The organism is Stenotrophomonas maltophilia (assembly GCF_002799245.1).
Taxonomy (GTDB): domain Bacteria; phylum Pseudomonadota; class Gammaproteobacteria; order Xanthomonadales; family Xanthomonadaceae; genus Stenotrophomonas; species Stenotrophomonas maltophilia_S.
Map to the genome: position 1 here is coordinate 730,695 of NZ_NEQV01000002.1, position 15,986 is coordinate 746,680.

General features: G+C 67.3%; 11 protein-coding genes and 1 riboswitch. Of the genes, 6 read left to right on the forward strand and 5 right to left on the reverse strand.

Annotation, left to right across the window (positions count from 1 at the left end; genetic code table 11):
• The first annotated feature begins 3 nt into the window (after positions 1-3).
• The 3 genes from B9Y64_RS09165 to B9Y64_RS09175 all read left to right on the forward strand — a co-directional run bounded on the left by B9Y64_RS09165 (position 4) and on the right by B9Y64_RS09175 (position 2,777).
• A complete protein-coding gene (locus tag B9Y64_RS09165) occupies positions 4-726 on the forward strand; it encodes a helix-turn-helix transcriptional regulator (protein ID WP_100440412.1) in 723 nt (240 codons plus the stop codon).
• A gap of 82 nt (positions 727-808) precedes the next feature.
• Positions 809-2,176 (forward strand): amino acid permease, encoded by a 1,368-nt coding sequence (locus B9Y64_RS09170; protein WP_100440413.1) that lies wholly within the window; start codon positions 809-811, stop codon positions 2,174-2,176.
• A gap of 190 nt (positions 2,177-2,366) precedes the next feature.
• Complete coding sequence (locus tag B9Y64_RS09175; protein WP_046985104.1) at positions 2,367-2,777, forward strand: VOC family protein; 411 nt, start codon at positions 2,367-2,369, stop codon at positions 2,775-2,777.
• A gap of 92 nt (positions 2,778-2,869) precedes the next feature.
• Here B9Y64_RS09175 and gcvP read toward each other — a convergent pair whose 3' ends face one another.
• Positions 2,870-5,737, reverse strand: coding sequence for an aminomethyl-transferring glycine dehydrogenase (gene gcvP, locus B9Y64_RS09180; RefSeq protein WP_100440414.1), 2,868 nt, complete (start codon positions 5,735-5,737; stop codon positions 2,870-2,872).
• 62 nt (positions 5,738-5,799) lie between these two features.
• Positions 5,800-5,902: riboswitch (glycine riboswitch) on the reverse strand.
• A gap of 304 nt (positions 5,903-6,206) precedes the next feature.
• On the opposite strand from gcvP, the gene B9Y64_RS09185 reads away from it, so the two are divergent.
• The 3 genes from B9Y64_RS09185 (at position 6,207) to B9Y64_RS09195 (ending at position 8,946) form a co-directional block, all read left to right on the forward strand.
• The gene (locus B9Y64_RS09185) at positions 6,207-7,433 is read left to right on the forward strand and encodes a multidrug effflux MFS transporter (RefSeq protein ID WP_100440415.1); all 1,227 of its coding nucleotides are present in this window, start codon (positions 6,207-6,209) and stop codon (positions 7,431-7,433) included.
• A gap of 141 nt (positions 7,434-7,574) precedes the next feature.
• A complete protein-coding gene (locus B9Y64_RS09190) occupies positions 7,575-8,471 on the forward strand; it encodes a siderophore-interacting protein (RefSeq protein WP_100440416.1) in 897 nt (298 codons plus the stop codon).
• Between the two features lie 82 nt (positions 8,472-8,553).
• Entirely contained in the window at positions 8,554-8,946 is a 393-nt protein-coding gene (locus B9Y64_RS09195) for a hypothetical protein (protein ID WP_100440417.1), read from the forward strand.
• Between the two features lie 119 nt (positions 8,947-9,065).
• On the opposite strand, the gene B9Y64_RS09200 is transcribed toward B9Y64_RS09195, so the two are convergent.
• From B9Y64_RS09200 to B9Y64_RS09215, 4 genes are all read right to left on the reverse strand, one after another.
• Complete coding sequence (locus B9Y64_RS09200) at positions 9,066-11,030, reverse strand: M2 family metallopeptidase (protein ID WP_100440418.1); 1,965 nt, start codon at positions 11,028-11,030, stop codon at positions 9,066-9,068.
• Between the two features lie 677 nt (positions 11,031-11,707).
• On the reverse strand, positions 11,708-13,357 hold the full coding sequence (locus B9Y64_RS09205; RefSeq protein ID WP_100440419.1) for a phosphoethanolamine transferase: 1,650 nt from the start codon (positions 13,355-13,357) through the stop codon (positions 11,708-11,710).
• Positions 13,354-14,106: a phosphatase PAP2 family protein gene (locus B9Y64_RS09210; protein ID WP_100440420.1), complete on the reverse strand. Its 753-nt coding sequence runs from the start codon at positions 14,104-14,106 to the stop codon at positions 13,354-13,356. The genes B9Y64_RS09205 and B9Y64_RS09210 overlap by 4 nt, the downstream gene beginning before the upstream one ends.
• A gap of 111 nt (positions 14,107-14,217) precedes the next feature.
• Positions 14,218-15,921, reverse strand: a complete 1,704-nt coding sequence (locus B9Y64_RS09215) for an ArnT family glycosyltransferase (RefSeq protein WP_100440421.1) — start codon at positions 15,919-15,921, stop codon at positions 14,218-14,220.
• Positions 15,922-15,986: the final 65 nt, after the last annotated feature.

Sequence of the window (15,986 nt, forward strand, 5' to 3'; positions counted from 1 at the left end):
CCCATGCGAGTCGAGCCCGCCGACATCGAAGCCCTGTTCGACGCCATCCCGGATGTGCTGTTCTTCATCAAGGACCTTCAGGGGCGTTACACCCACGTCAACCAGACCATGCTGCGACGGCTGGGCCTGCGCGCGCGCAAGGACGTCATCGGGCGTACCGCGGCCGAGATCTACCCGACCGGCCTCAGCGCGGACTACGTCGACCAGGACGCCCGGGTCCTGTCCGGCGAGGTGATCGAGAACCTGATGGAGCTGCACCTGTTCGCCAACCGCGAACCGGGCTGGTGCCTGACCTGCAAGCGCCCGTTGGTGGTCGATGGAGCCATCGAGGGCCTGATCGGCATTTCCCGCGATCTTGGCCAGAAGGACAGCCTGGGCGCCCAGTACGAGCAGCTGCGGCTGGCGCTGGCCCATCTCAATGCGCACTACGCCGAGAACGTGCGCATGCAGACCCTGCTGGACATCACCGGCTTCTCGCTGTCCAAGCTGGAGCGCAGTTTCCGCAAGGTGTTCCAGATGACCCCGCAGCAGGTGCTGACCCGGCTGCGGATCCAGATGGCCATGCACCTGCTGCATGGCGACGACAGCATCGCCTGCATCGGCCAGGCCTGCGGTTTCAGCGACCAGAGCGCCTTCACCCGCAAGTTCAAGGCTGAAACCGGTTTCTCGCCGCGCGCCTACCGCGCCCGCATTGGTGGCAGTGTCGGCGAGCCGGCGCTGGCCTGAGCCGCCTGCTGCGCTGTGCCTATCCCCGCGGGCATGGGACAGGGTAAGGTGTCGCCCCTGTAGCCCGCCGCCAGCCCCGCCGATGCCCAACTCGATTCCGACCGCTTCGCCGTCCCGCCTCGGACATTCGCTCAAGCCCCGCCAGCTGATCATGATGGGCCTGGGCAGCGCCATCGGCGCCGGCCTGTTCCTCGGCTCGGGCGTGGGTGTGCAGGCGGCCGGTCCGGCGGTACTGGTGTCGTACCTGGTGGCCGGCGCGCTGGTGATCATCGTGATGAACGCACTGGGCGAGATGGCGGCGGCCAAACCGACCAGTGGCGCGTTCTCGGTGTACGCCGCCGATGCCATGGGCGCCACCGCCGGCGCCACGGTCGGCTGGTTGTGGTGGGTGCAGCTGGTGATCGTGATCGCTGCCGAGGCGGTGGGCGCGGCCGGGTTGCTGGCTACGGTCTGGCCGGCGGTACCGGTACCGATGGCAGCGCTGGCCTTCATGCTGTTCTTCACCGCGATCAACCTGCTCGGGGTGAAGAATTTCGGCGAGTTCGAATTCTGGTTCGCCATCCTCAAGGTGGCGGCGATCCTGGCCTTCATCGCCATCGGCGTGGCACTGCTGATGGGTTGGCTGCCGCAGGTGACTTCGCCGGGGCTGAGCAACTTCACCGAGCACGGCGGGTTTGCACCGAAGGGCCTGGCCGGGATCGGTGCGGCATTGCTGGTTGTCGTCTTTGCCTTCGGTGGCACCGAGATCGTGGCCGTTGCCGCAGCCGAGACCGAAGATCCGGAGCGCAGCATCGCCCGTGCCATCCGCACCGTGGCCTGGCGCATCCTGGTGTTCTACATCGGCTCGCTGAGCGTGATCATCGCGGTGGTGCCCTGGACCAGCGAGGCACTGAAGTCGCCGTTCGCCGCCGTGCTGGACATCGCGCGCATTCCGGGGGCCGGCACCGCCATCACCCTGATCGCGGTGATCGCGCTGCTGTCGGCGCTCAATGCCAATCTTTACGGCGCCTCGCGCATGATGTATTCGCTGGCGCAGCGCCGCGAAGCCCCGGCCGTGCTCGGCTGGACCGACCCGCGCCAGGTGCCGGTGGTTGCGGTGCTGGCCAGCGTGCTGTTCGGCTTCGCCGCCACGGTGATGGAACTGCTGTTCCCGGACCGGGTGTTGCCCGTGCTGCTGAACATCGTCGGTTCCACCTGCCTGCTGGTGTGGACGCTGTCGCTGGTCTCGCAGCTGGTACTGCGTCGCCGCGCGGATCGCCTGGGTACCCGGCTGCCGTTCCGCATGGCGGGTTTCCCGTGGCTGACCTGCTGCGCGCTGGCGATCCTGGCGCTGATCTTCGGCCTGCTGCTGAGTGAATCGCATACCCGCCTGCAGTTCCTGTCGATGGTGGCACTGACCGCCACCATCGCCGCCGGCAGCGCCATCGCGCGGCGCATGCGCGAGGCCTGAACCCCCTCCTGTAGAGCCGAGCCCACGCTCGGCTGCTCTCCGGCCAGACCGCGCTGAGCCGAGCACGGGCTCGGCTCTACAGGAGGGGGCATGTGCGGCGGGAACACGGCGGGGCCACACGCCGTGCGCACATTCCACGTGCAATGCTGATTGCGTGGGCCGTCATCGGCCCGTCGAACAGGAGCACCGCATGCTGCGCAGCCGTCCCTTCCTGATGTTCACCGGCCAGGCCGAGGCCGCGCTGGCCCTGTACGCCGAGGCCTTCGCCGATTTCCGCCTGCTGGCCCTGCAGCGCCACCCGGAGGGACCGGGTGCCGGCGTGCCCGGGCAGGTCCGTCAGGCCATCTTCCTGCTCGGTGGCACCCACTACCTGTGCTTCGACAGCCTGGATGTGCACGATTTCACCTTCTCGCCGTCGATCTCGCTGTTCGTGGAGTGTTCCGGCGCTGAACAGTTCGAGCGTGCGGCACGCGTGCTGGGCGAGGGCGGCCATTGGCTGATGCCGGTGGGTGACTACGACTTCAGCAACCGCTATGGCTGGGTGCAGGACCGCTTCGGCGTGTCGTGGCAGTTGAGCCTGGGGCAGATGCCGGATCCGTGACCGGATGTTTGCGGGTGTGGACCTCGCTCCACACGCCCCTACGAAAACGGCCCGCTTGCGCGGGCCGTTTTCATTTCCGATGGATCGAAGGCTTACGCCTCGACTTCATCGTCCTTGTAGGCATCGACCGGGATGCAGGCGCACATCACGTTCTTGTCGCCGTACACATTGTCGACGCGTGCCACCGGCGGCCAGTACTTGCTCTGCTTCAGGCTGGCCAGCGGGAACGCGGCCAGCTCGCGCGGGTAGGCGTGGGTCCACTCGCTGGCGGTCACCGCGGTGGCGGTGTGCGGCGCGTTCTTCAGCGGGTTGTCCTCGCGGTCCAGTCGGCCGTCTTCGATCGCGGTGATCTCTTCGCGGATCTGGATCATCGCGTCGATGAAGCGGTCCAGTTCGTGCAGCGACTCGCTCTCGGTCGGTTCGACCATCAGCGTGCCCGCCACCGGGAAGCTCAGGGTCGGGGCGTGGAAGCCGAAGTCGATCAGGCGCTTGGCCACGTCCTCGGCACCGATGCCGCTGGTCTTCTCCAACGGACGCACGTCGAGGATGCACTCGTGCGCCACCAGGCCGTTGCGGCCGGTGTACAGCGTCTTGAAGTGCGGGGCCAGGCGCTTGGCGATGTAGTTGGCGTTGAGCTGCGCGACCTGGGTGGCCTTGCGCAGGCCTTCGCGGCCCATCATCGCGATGTACATCCAGCTGATCGGCAGGATCGAGGCGCTGCCGAAGCTGGCCGCGCTGACCATGCCGACCGGGCCGTTGTCACCCAGCTTGCCCGGCAGGAACGGGGCCAGGTGCTCCTTGACCGCGCACGGGCCGACGCCCGGGCCACCACCGCCGTGCGGGATGCAGAAGGTCTTGTGCAGGTTCAGGTGCGAAACGTCCGAACCCCACTTGCCCGGCTTGGCCACGCCGACCAGGGCGTTCATGTTGGCGCCGTCGGTGTACACCTGGCCGCCATGCTTGTGGATGATCTCGCAGATCTCGACCACTTCTTCCTCGAACACGCCGTGCGTGGACGGGTAGGTCATCATGATCGCGGCCAGGCGATCGCTGTACTTCTCGGCGTTGAGGCGGATGTCCTCGACGTCGACGTTGCCGTTGGCGTCGGTCTTGGTCACCACGACCTTCATGCCGCACATCTGCGCCGAGGCCGGGTTGGTGCCGTGCGCCGAGTCCGGGATCAGGCAGATGTCGCGATGATCCTCGCCACGCGAACGGTGGTAGGCACGGATCGCCAGCAGGCCGGCGTACTCGCCCTGCGCGCCGGAGTTCGGCTGCAGGCTGACCGCGTCGTAGCCGGTGCATTCGACCAGCATCGCTTCCAGCGTGTCGATCAGTTCCTTGTAGCCCAGCGCCTGGTCGGCCGGCACCAGCGGGTGGATCTGCGAGAACTCCGGCCAGGTCACCGGGATCATCTCGGCGGTGGCGTTGAGCTTCATGGTGCACGAGCCCAGCGGGATCATCGTGCGGTCCATCGCCAGGTCCTTGTCGGCCAGCGAACGCAGGTAGCGCAGCAGTTCGTGCTCGCTGTGGTGGGTGTTGAACACCGGGTGGGTCAGGAACGCGGACTGGCGCAGCAGGCCGGCCGGCAGCGCATCGGCGGTGCTGGCATCCAGCGCCTCGACGTCGGCCTGCGCGCCGAACACGGCGGCCAGCGCGACCACGTCGGCGCGGGTGGCAGTCTCGTCCAGGCTGATGCCGACCGAGTCGCTGTCGATCGCGCGCAGGTTGTAACCGGCGGCACGGGCCTTGGCGTGGATCTCATCGGCATGCACGCCGGTGACATGCAGGGTGTCGAAGAAGTCGCCACCGACCTGCACGCCGGCCTTGCGCAGTGCCGCGGCCAGGATCGAGGCCAGGCGATGAGTGCGACGGGCGATGCGGGTCAGGCCTTCCGGGCCGTGGTAGACGGCATACATCGAGGCCATCACCGCCAGCAGCACCTGTGCGGTACAGATGTTGGAGGTGGCCTTCTCGCGGCGGATGTGCTGCTCGCGGGTCTGCAGGGTCAGGCGGTAGGCCGGGTTGCCCTGGGCATCGATCGAGACACCGATCAGGCGGCCCGGCATCGAGCGCTTGTAGGCGTCACGGCAGGCCATGAAGGCAGCGTGCGGGCCACCGAAGCCGAACGGCACGCCGAAACGCTGGCTGTTGCCGACCACGATGTCCGCGCCCCATTCGCCCGGGGCCGCCAGCAGGGTCAGTGCCAGCAGGTCGGTGGCCACGGCCACCAGGCCGCCGCGTGCGTGCACGGCATCGACCAGTGCCTTGTAGTCGCCGACCTGGCCGAAGGTGTCTGGGTACTGCAGCAGCAGGCCGAAGGCTTCTGCTTCCAGTGCTTCGGCCGGGGTGCCGACGCGCAGCACGATGCCCATGGGCTCGGCGCGGGTGCGCAGCAGTTCCAGGGTCTGCGGGTGCACGGCGTCGTGCACGAAGAAGGTGTCCGACTTCGACTTGGCCGAGCGCTTGGCCAGGGTCATCGCTTCGGCGGCGGCGGTGGCTTCGTCCAGCAGCGAGGCGTTGGCGATTTCCATGCCGGTGAGGTCGGCGCACAGGGTCTGGAAGTTGATCAGCGCTTCCATGCGGCCCTGCGAGATTTCCGCCTGGTACGGGGTGTAGGCGGTGTACCAGGCCGGGTTTTCCAGGATGTTGCGCAGGATCACGTTCGGCGTGTGGGTGCCGTAGTAGCCCTGGCCGATGAAGCTGCGTAGCACGGTGTTCTTGTCGGCGATCGCACGGATCTTCGCCAGTGCCTGCACTTCGGTCATCGATTCCGGCAGCGCCAGTGGCGCCGGCGACTTGATCTTGGCCGGCACGATGGCATCGGTCATCGCATCCAGCGACGCGTGGCCGACGACGTCGAGCATCTGCGCGATCTCGGCATCGTTGGGGCCGATGTGGCGCTCGACGAACGCGGAATGATGCTCGAGCTCACGCAGGGAAGGGGTGTTCTGGGACATGGCGAAGGATCCGTCAGGAAAGGGCACACGCACGGGCACAAGCCGCCGGTCGGCGGTCTGCGGGGCGCCCCTCTGTCCTTTTGCCTGAGAGTTTGGAAGCGCGGAAAACCGCAGCTTCGTGCCCCTTCGGCGCCGGATCGAACCGGTCTCTCCAGAGTTCTGTTACGGGTGGTATCGGGCCTGAGCGATTACGGGCGTTGCGCCTTCGGCAGCGGTGTTCCGCTTCTCCCACCGTGTTGCCCGCCGATTATAGCCCGTTGCGCGCCCGCCAGCCGCCTCCGGGCCCGGCCGCTGCGCCTGAATGGCCGATGGCCCGGCCGTGCGTTTTGTGCACCGCTGCATGGCATCGGGCGCAATCCCCACCTATGATGGGCGGATACCCGAATTCATCTGGCGCCGTCCCTGCTGCAGGGGGACCGGCGCCCGCCGTGCGTGCCACGCATGGCCCTGCCTGCCGGACGCCTTTCCCATGACCGCCGCTGTTGCTCCCTCCACCCGCCGCATGGCCCTGCTGCTTGCCGGCCTGGCCATGTTCGGCCCGTTCTCGATCGACACCATCTTTCCGGCTTTCCCGCAGCTGGCCCAGCGCCTGGCGGTGGACGAGGTGGCGGTACAGCAGACCATCAGCGTGTACCTGCTGTTCTACGGCCTGATGAGCCTGGCGCACGGCCCGCTGTCCGATGCCTGGGGCCGCAAGCGGGTGATCCTCGGTGGCCTGGTGGTGTTCGTCGGCGCCTCGGTCGGCTGCGCGCTGTCCACCGACCTGACCACGCTGCTGGCCTTCCGCGCACTGCAGGGCCTGTCTGCGGGCGTCGGCATGATCGTCGGCCGCGCGGTGATCCGCGACCTGTACCACGGCCATGACGCGCAGCGGCTGATGAGCCAGGTGTCGATGCTGTTCGGCATCGCCCCGGCGATCGCACCGATCATCGGTGGCTGGATCCTGCTCAGCGGCGCCGGCTGGCCGCTGATCTTCTGGTTCCTGGTGGTGTTCTCGCTGGTGCTGCTGGCCGCCACCGCACGCTACCTGCCGGAGACCCATCCGGTTGAAGCACGGGTGCCATTGTCACCGCGCGTACTGCTGCGCGACTACGTGCGCATCGGCTTCAACCCGCGCTTCCTGCGCCTGGCGCTGGCCGGCAGCATCGGCTTCGGCGGCATCTTCCTGTACATCTCCTCGGCGCCGGTGTTCGTGATGCAGCACCTGCATCTGGGCGAGGGAGGTTTCGCCTGGTTGTTCATCCCCACCATCGGCGGCATGACCGCCGGCTCGTTCCTGTCCGGGCGCATGGCCGGGCACACCACGCCCACCCGCCAGGTTTCCATTGGTTTCAGCCTCTGCGCGCTGTCGGTGCTGCTGAATGTCGGCTACGTGGCGCTGTCGCCGCAGTTCGTGCTGCCGTGGGCGGTGCTGCCGATCTTCCTGGGTGGCATGGGCATGGCGCTGATCTTCCCGATCCTGGCGCTGGCGGTGCTGGACATGTACCCGCATCAGCGCGGCCTGGCCTCGTCACTGCAGGCGTTCGTGCAGCTGATGATCAGCACCGTGGTGGCTGGCGTGGTGTCGCCGCTGCTGAGCGCCAGCCCGCTGCACCTGGCACTGGGCCAGGCGGCGTTTTTCGGCGCCGGCTTCGTGTTCTGGTACTGGGAACACCAGCGCGAACGCGCGGCACAGGCAGCCTGCACGGGTCACTGAGCAGCGCGCAGGGGTAGGGTAGGCCGAGCGGCCTGCAGGGCTTGCGACGGGAAACCACCGGACTAGGCTGGGCACTCCAGCCAGCCGGTGCTTGGATGCACGACAGCCAGCCGATCCATTGTCGTTGCATGAGGTTCCCCGATGGCTGCGCAGCAGACCTACCGCCTGTTCGAGGTGGCGCTGAAGGAGCGCCGCGTACTTTCCCCTTCCCTGGACCGCATGGTGTTCACCGGTGCCGACGTGGCGCGGATGAAGACCGAAGGCCCGGACCAGCGCATCAAGGTGTTCTTCCCCTTGCCCGGCCAGGAGGTGCCGCAGGTACCCAGCGGCGAGGACTGGTACCCGCGCTACCGGGCCCTGCCGGACGATCAGCGCCCGCCCATGCGCACCTACACCATCCGCCAGCTGCGCGCCGGGCAGGGCGAGGTCGACGTCGATTTCGTCATCCACGGCGAGACCGGGCCGGCTTCTCGCTGGGCCACGCATGCGCGGCCGGGTGACCGCGTGGTGCTGCTTGCCCCGGACGCTGACTGCGCCGACAGCAGCGAGGGCTGGGAATGGAAGCCACCTGCCGGCGTCGGCCAGGTGCTGCTGGTGGCCGACGAAACCGCGTTGCCGGCAGTGGCCGGCATCCTGGAGGAACTGGCGGCCATGGTGGATCCGCCGCGTACGCTGGCCCTGCTGGAAGTGGCGCAGGCCGGTGATGCGGTGCCGCTGAAGGCGCCGGCCACGGCCGAACTGGTCTGGCTGGCGCGCGGGCAGGCGGCGTACGGGCAGCCCCTGCTGCAGGCGGTCCAGGCGCGCCTGGCGGCAGCTTCCGGCGTGGCTGCCGGCGATGCGCTGGAGGAGATCGACGTCGATACGCAGATCCTCTGGGAGCAGGCCGATACCGGCGTGGCCGGGCCGCTGTATGCCTGGGTGGCAGGCGAGGCGGGGGCGGTAATGGCGATCCGCCGGCACCTGGTGCGCGACTGCGGGCTGGACCGCCGCGCGATCACCTTCATGGGCTACTGGCGGCACGGCAAGGTGCTGGACTGACCGCGCTGGATCGAGCGCGCGTGAAGCGGCGCTGCGGGCGGGGTGCGCTATCCTTGCGCCCCCCTCGCAGCGGTACCGCACCATGTCCACCAGTTCCAAGACCCGCCGCGACCAGCGCCGTCGCCAGGAAAAGCAGGCCGCCAACAAGGCCGCCGCCCAGGCTTCACCGGTGGAACCGCATGCCGAACTGCGCGACGCGCAGCGCACCCTGCTGGCCGGTGTCGTGCGCCGCGATGGCGAATGGGTGCTGGGCATGGATGGCCGTATCGCCGGCCACAGTGACTCCGCCGCACAGGTACTGGCGCTGATCATGCAGGCCGGTGAACTGCACGAGCGCAACGGCACGCCGGTGCGCCTGATGTACTCCGACGCGCTGCGCGATGCCGCGCAGGCCGAAGCGAAGGAGAAGGGCCAGACCTTCGAGGAATTCAAGGCCGAACTGGCCGCGCAGATGGTGGCGAAGAAGGACAGCTGATCGCTGTTCTGGTAGAGCCGGCCGTTGGCCGGCTGCCAGATGGATTTCCGGCGTGCAGTTGCCGGCCAGCGGCCGGCACTACCGGAAAGGGGCGGATCCTTGCGGACCCGCCCCTTTTCTCATTTTGCCGCCGGGGCCGCGTTGGCCTGCCAACCGCACATCTGGCCTTCGTTCTGCTGCTTCAGCCACTCGTTGACCGGGGTGAAGTACTCGATCATCGGGCCCGCATCGAGCTTGTCGGTACCGGTCAGCTCCTTCAGCGTGGCCTGCCACGGCTGGCTGGCACCCTTGCTCAGCATCGCCCAGTACTTCTGGCCGGCTTCCTTGTTGCCGTAGAAGGTGCACTCATGCAGCGGGCCCTTGTAGCCGGCCGCATCGCACAGGCCCTTGTAGAACTGGAACTGCAGGATGCGTGCCAGGAAGTAGCGGGTGTACGGGGTGTTGCCCGGCACGTGGTACTTCGCACCCGGATCGAAGAACTCCTCGCCACGGGTGCTGGCCGGGGCCACGCCCTGGTACTTGGCCTTCAGGTCCCACCACGCCTTGTTGTAGTTGTCGGCGGTGATCGAACCATCGAACACGCCCCAGCGCCAGCGGTCGATCATCAGCCCGAACGGCAGGAACGACACGCCCGACAGCGCCATGCGCATCTGGTTGTTGATGACTGCTTCGCGGCTTTCGGTCGGCGCGTCGACCAGGCCGATCGAGCTGAGGTACTTGGGCGTCATCGCCAGCACGATGGTGTCGCCGATCGCTTCATGGAAACCATCGTTGGCACCGCCCTGGAACAGCGGGGGCAGCGGGTTGTAGGCCAGGTCGTAATAGATGTGGCCCAGCTCGTGGTAGATGGTGGTGAAGTTCTCTTCGTTCGGCTTGATGCACATCTTGGTGCGCACGTCGCCTTCCATGTTCATGTCCCAGGCGCTGGCGTGGCAGACCACATCGCGGTCGTCGGGCTTGATGAACTGGGTGCGTTCCCAGTACGACTGCGGCAGCGACGGCATGCCCAGCGACACGTAGAAGTCCTGCGCGCGTTCGGTCATCTGCTTGGCGGTACGCAGTTCGGCCTCGCGCTGCGCCTTGTACTGCGCCGCCACGTTGGCATCCTTGCCGGCCTTGGCCAGCGCCGCACTCAGGTTGGTCTGGTACTGCTTTTCCAGTGCAGCGGTGATGTCCAGGCTGCCGGCACCCGGGTACGGTTCCAGCTGGTCCCACAGGTTCGACCAGTCCTGCTGCCACATGTTGCCCAGCAGGTGCGCGGCGATCAGGCCGTTGCCCACTTCGGCCTTGTCCTTGCCGTAGGTCTTGTCCAGCTTGCCGCGTGCGTAGCAGTGCAGCTGCTCGTACATCGGCTTGACCTGTTCCCACAGGCGATCGGTTTCCGGGCCGATCTGTTCCGGCGGCATGTCATAGCCGCTGCGCCACATCTGGCCGGCATCGGTGAAGCCCATGCCCTTGGCACCTTCGTTCACCAGGCCGACGAATTTCTGGTAGTCGCCGCGCATGGCCTTGGTGGTGCTGTGCCAGCCCTGCCAGGCATCGAGCTGCTTGTCGTAGTCGCGGCTGCGCGCCAGCACCTGCTCCAGCTCGCCCAGCTGGCGGCAGGAGTTCGGATCGTTGGCGTCGGTGCAGTACTTGCCGGCGCCGTAGCTGCCTTCCATGCGGGTGGCGATCTGGGTCAGTTCGGCCAGCTTGGCCGGGTCGCGCGGCGCCGGCATCGACGACATCAGCTTCAGCAGATGGATCGCGCGCTTGCTGTCCTCGCTCATCGGCTTGCCGTCGAACTTGGCGGCCTGTTCGATCCAGCTGTTGAGCTGGGTCAGGGAACGCTCGTTGGCCTTGGCCGCGATGCGTTCCGAATCACCGTTGATGTAGGTGGAGGACAGCCACTGCGCCGAGGTCATCTCCGGGTAGGCGGCCTTGAATTCGGCGTTGATGCGGGCCACGAACTGGTCGGCGGTTTCGCCGGCCGGGGCACTGCTGCTGGCGGTATCGGTGCCTGGGGCAGCTTCCTTCTTGCAGGCGGCCAGGGCCAGCGTGGCGACGGCGATTGCCGAGGCCAGCAGGAGATGACGGTGTTTCACGGGCGATCCTTGGGTGGTGAACGACGGCCGAAGGCTAGTGGGCAGTCGCTGCCACCGCAAGTGGCAAAGGTCGGCAGGGCTGCGCCCTGCACCCGCAGAGGTGCTCAAGCAATGGCAACGTCAACGCCAAAAGCGGGGATTCCGTGGGGTGGCGGGGCGGTGTCGGAGTACGGGGACGCCGCAAGTACGTCCTTGTAGGCTTGGCAGCCGCATCCATGCGGCTGACACCCCGCACTCCGACACCGCCCCACCTCTGACAGATTTCGGCGGCTGTTGGTAGGTGTCGACCTTGGTCGACACATCTGTCAGGTATCGACGATCAAAATGGGGTCAGATCCGTTTTCCTGCGGAAAACGGATCTGACCCCAACGTCGTTCCATCAGATCGCGGAAAACTGTCGAAGGCGGGGTGGGTCCGGTGGCGGGAGTGTCCGCAGCATGGATGCCGCGGCCAAGCCCCCATGGGTGAGGGCGCTTTGCTTGCGAAGCACTGCTTCGCAAGCGCCCGAACGCACAGCCGCCAGCGGCTGGGCCGGACCGCGGAGCGGGGTTTACGGCGTCTCCCGTCACCGGAGCCACCCCGCCATCCCACGGAATGCACGCTGCTGCTGTTGCTTCAGCCGTGGCCGTTGCCGTTGTGGGTGCGGGTGCAGGGCTGCAAGCCCTGCCGAACAACCCTCACCCTTCGCAGTTGGCGAACACGTCGCGGTCGCGCTCGTACAGCGAGGTCTTCACCTGCATCAGGCCCAGCACCGACGGGAACAGGTTGTCATGGTCGGTATAGGCCGCCGAACGCTTGCGCACGCACTGCAGGTCCAGCCCGCGGCTGCTGGCGAAGCCCGGCGAGAACCACATCGTCATCGGCACCCGGGTCTGCTCGGCCGGGGCAATGGCGTAGGGCACGCCGTGCAGGAACAGGCCCTTCTCGCCCAGCGACTCGCCGTGATCGGACAGGTAGATCATCGCCGTGTCGTAGTCCTGCATGCCCTGCAGCGTGCCGATGGTCCTGGTCAGGAAGTGATCGGTATACAGCACGGCATTGTCGTAGCTGTTGGTGATCTCTTCGCGCGAGCAACGGCCGATGTCACGGGTATCGCAGGTCGGGGTGAAGCGGCGGAATGCAGGCGGATAGCGCTCGAAGTAGGCCGGCCCGTGGTTGCCGAGCTGGTGCAGCACCACCACCCGGTCGCCGGGCTTGGCCCGCACCTGGGTGGCCAGGTCCTGCAGCAGGATCTCGTCCATGCAGCGGCCATCGGCGCACAGGCCCGGCGTGGTGGCATCGGACAGCGACTGGAAGTCCAGTCCCTCGCACACGCCCTTGCAGCCGGACTGGTTGTCACGCCACAACGGCGCGACGCCGGCGCGGTTCAACACGTGCAGCAGTGACTGGTGCGCACGGATCTTCTTTTCGTCGTAGTCGTGGCGACCCCACGGCGAGAACAGGCAGGGCAGCGACACCTCGGTGCTGGTGCCGCACGAGTGCATGTCCGGGAAATTGATCACGCTGGCCTGCGCCAGTTCCGGAGTGGTGTTGCGGCCACCGTTGAGGCCCCAGTTCTGCGCGCGCACGGTCTCGCCCATGACGATCACCAGCAGGCGCGGCTTGCTGGCCGGTGCTCGCGGGGTGGCCTTGGCGTCGGTGCCGATCGGCAGTTTGGGTGCGCGCTGCACCGGGTTGTCGCCACGCAGTGCGCGTGGCATGCCCAGCAGCACATTGGCAGGCGTGGCGAGGTAGCGCACTTCGCGCTGGTTGCGCATCAGTGCCGAGACATCCTGGAACGAGATCAACGCGCCGCCGACGGCGGTCACCGCCGCCACCACCAGGAAGCCCAGCCGCCACAGCAGGCTGCGGCCCCAGCTGCGGCGACGCAGCTGCACGCGCCACAGCACCACCATCGGCAGTACCGCCAGCAACAGCACCGGCCACAGCAGCGATACGGTCATCAGCTCGCGGCTTTCCTTGGGGTCGGTCGCCAGCACGTTGCGCAGCATGTCCGCATCCAGGTAGATGTGGTAGCGGCTCATGTAGTGCGCGGCGAATGCGGTCACCAGCAGCAACAGGCTGATCACCACCTTGGCATTCCAGCGCCAGACCAGGATGCCCAGCAGCACGCCGTGCGCACCCAGCAGCAACAGCAGCAGCGAAAGCGCGTAGCGCAGGCTGCCCGGATGGCTGGCCATTGCGCTGTGCCAGAACAGGCCATTGCCGGCCACCGCGAAGAACAGGCTGGTCAGTGCGATCAGTGCTTCGGTGGACAGCTGCGGCCGCCAGCGGCGAAGGCTCGCCAGTGCGGGAAGGCGGGCGGGGCGTTGGACCGATGCACTCATGCGTTTGCCTCCTGGCGGTTGGGACGGTCCAGCTGACGGCGGATCAGGACATACAGGCCGAGCGAAAGCAGCCAACATATCAATGCAGTGGCAACGTCATGCGAAAGGAAATGCGCGCCCCGAAGCTGCTGGCTGATGCCGAACACCAGGCCGGTGCCAAGGCCGATCCACAACCCGGCCCAACGCCAGGATGGACGCCACAGCAGGGCGAAATAGTACAGGCACAGCCAGGCGTAGCCAGCGCTGGCGTGGCCAGCCGGGAAGCAGGCACGCGGCGCCATGCCGTCAGGGCGCAGCGTGAACAACCCGATGAAGGGCTCGTGGCCACCGTAGCGCAGCAGATCCCACGGGCATTCCATCGGCACCAGCGCCTTCAGCAGGGAGATCACACCGGTACCTAGCGCCATGGCAATTACGACATAAAGCAGCGCCCATCGCAGGGTGCGATCGCGTCCCTTGCGCCAGTGGTGGAAGCACAGCAGGATCGCCACCAGCGCCGCTGCCGTGCTCAGCCATTTGCCTGCCTTGTGCACCACGGTGCGGGTGACCCAGGCGTCCTGCAACGCCCAATGGCCGCCTTCAAGGCGGAACAGGTGATCGGCCACCCATTGGTCGCCGCCGAAACCCATCAGCAGCGTGAACACGGGCAGACCGATTGCAACAGGCAGCCAGAGGTGAGTTACGGCAAATTTTGACGCCAGTGGCGATGTTGCAAGCGGCGCTACCGAATCAATGGGACGAACGGGCATGCTGGGAAGGGGCGGTTCGGGAATCCGCAGTCATGCTCGTCACCTGGATGTCGGAGAAGGGTCGGACGCTCGTTCGCGCCGGGTTAATGATTCCCCAGCGCGTGTCAACGTTCAGTCTTCTTCGGCGGTCGAGCCGGCCCGTTCGGCGTGGCATTGCGGGTCCCAGGCCGTACCGGGAAGCAGTTGCCAACGATTCCTGTTGGCAATGCCGATGTCGATCACCTTGGCCGGGTCCACGCAGGGGCTCATCGCATCGTCCAGCACCAGCAGCCAGCGCTTCTCCGGTGCTTCGGCCAACCACGGGCCGGCGTCATGCCACTGCTCGGCCCAGGGGCGCTTGAAGCCGAACTCGCGCACCGGCCGGTCGGCCTGCAGCAGGTTCTGTTCGCGCCAGGCGACCAGCGCAAGCTCCGCGTCCGGTCCGATCCGCGCGCCCACCCGGCGCATCACCGCCGACGCCGACGCGTACGGATCCAGCGCCGGGATCAGCACCAGGCCGTAGAGCATCCACAGCATGCCGTGGGTCAGCAGCACCAGCGTTGCGGCACGGCGCACCCGCAGCCACACGATCAGCGTGGCCAGGGCAATGGCAAAGGTCAGCAGGCCATCCCCCAGCACCGGCAGCAGCGAGTCGGGCATCGCCCGTCGTTCCAGCTGTGCCACGGCCCACGGATGCTCGGTCATCAGCATCACGCCGAGCACGCCGGTGGCCAGCATCAGCACCACGCTGTAGCCGAACAGGTAGCGCCGCACGCACAGCCTGCGCAGCAGGCCCGGCAGCAACGGCGCCACTGCCAGCGCCATCGCCGGCAGCATCGGCAGCACATAGACCTCGCGCTTGCCCGGGCTGGCACTGAAGAACACCAGCACCAGCAGCGCCCAGCCCAGCAGCAGCCACTGCCTGCGGTCGACACGGCGGATGCGGCGCCACCACGGCTTGAACAGCATCGGCAGCAGCAGGCTGCCCGGCAGCCACAGGGTCAGAATCACCTGCAGGTAGTACCAGACCGGTTGGCGGTGGTGCCAGGCGTTGGCATAGCGGGTGCCGGTCTGCTTGAACAGCAGTTCGTGGGCATAGGACTGCAGCGCTGCACTGGGCTCATGCAGCAGTGCCCAGCCCAGTGGGGCAAGCCAGACCGCCACGCCCAGCAGGAAGGCCGGGATCAGCCACAGCAGCGTTGCCGGGTGCGGGCCGTCCACGCTGCGCCTGCGGCGACGCTGGTACAGCCACCAGCCGAACCACGGCAGCACCATCAGCAGCGGCAGGAAACCCACGCCTTTGGTCACCGTGCCGAGGCCGGCGGCGAAACCTGCCAGCCACAGTGCGGGCAGGTTGCGGCGCTCGCACAGGTGACGCATCAGGCCCCACAGGGCCACCGTGGTCATGCCGACCAGCACCATGTCGATCTGTGCGCGCTTGGCCATCAGGCCGAACTGCAGGGTGCAGAACAGCGCGGCCAGGGCGTACAGCGAATGCCGGGGTGACCACAGCCTGCGCGCCAGGTCCGAGACCAGCCACAGGCTGAGCAGGGCACCCAGCAGCGACGGCAGCAGGAACGACCACTGCCAGCTGCCGACGATCTCGTAGGCCGCCGCCTGCAGCCACATGAAGACCGGCGGCTTTTCCGCGTACAGCTCCACGCCCCGGTGCGGCAGCAGCCATTCCCCGCTTTCGACCATGGTGCGGGCCGCCAGCACGAAGCGCGGCTCGTCCGGCGGCTGCGGTTGGCGCAGGCCGATACCGGCCGCCAATGCAGCGATGATCAGCAGCCACAACAGGGGCAGGCGCCAATGACGGGGCAGGGCTACGGGCACGGCAGGCTCCGGGAGCAAAACGGCCACTCTGAGGTGGCAGGGGTAGGAAAGGCGTCGGAGCGGGC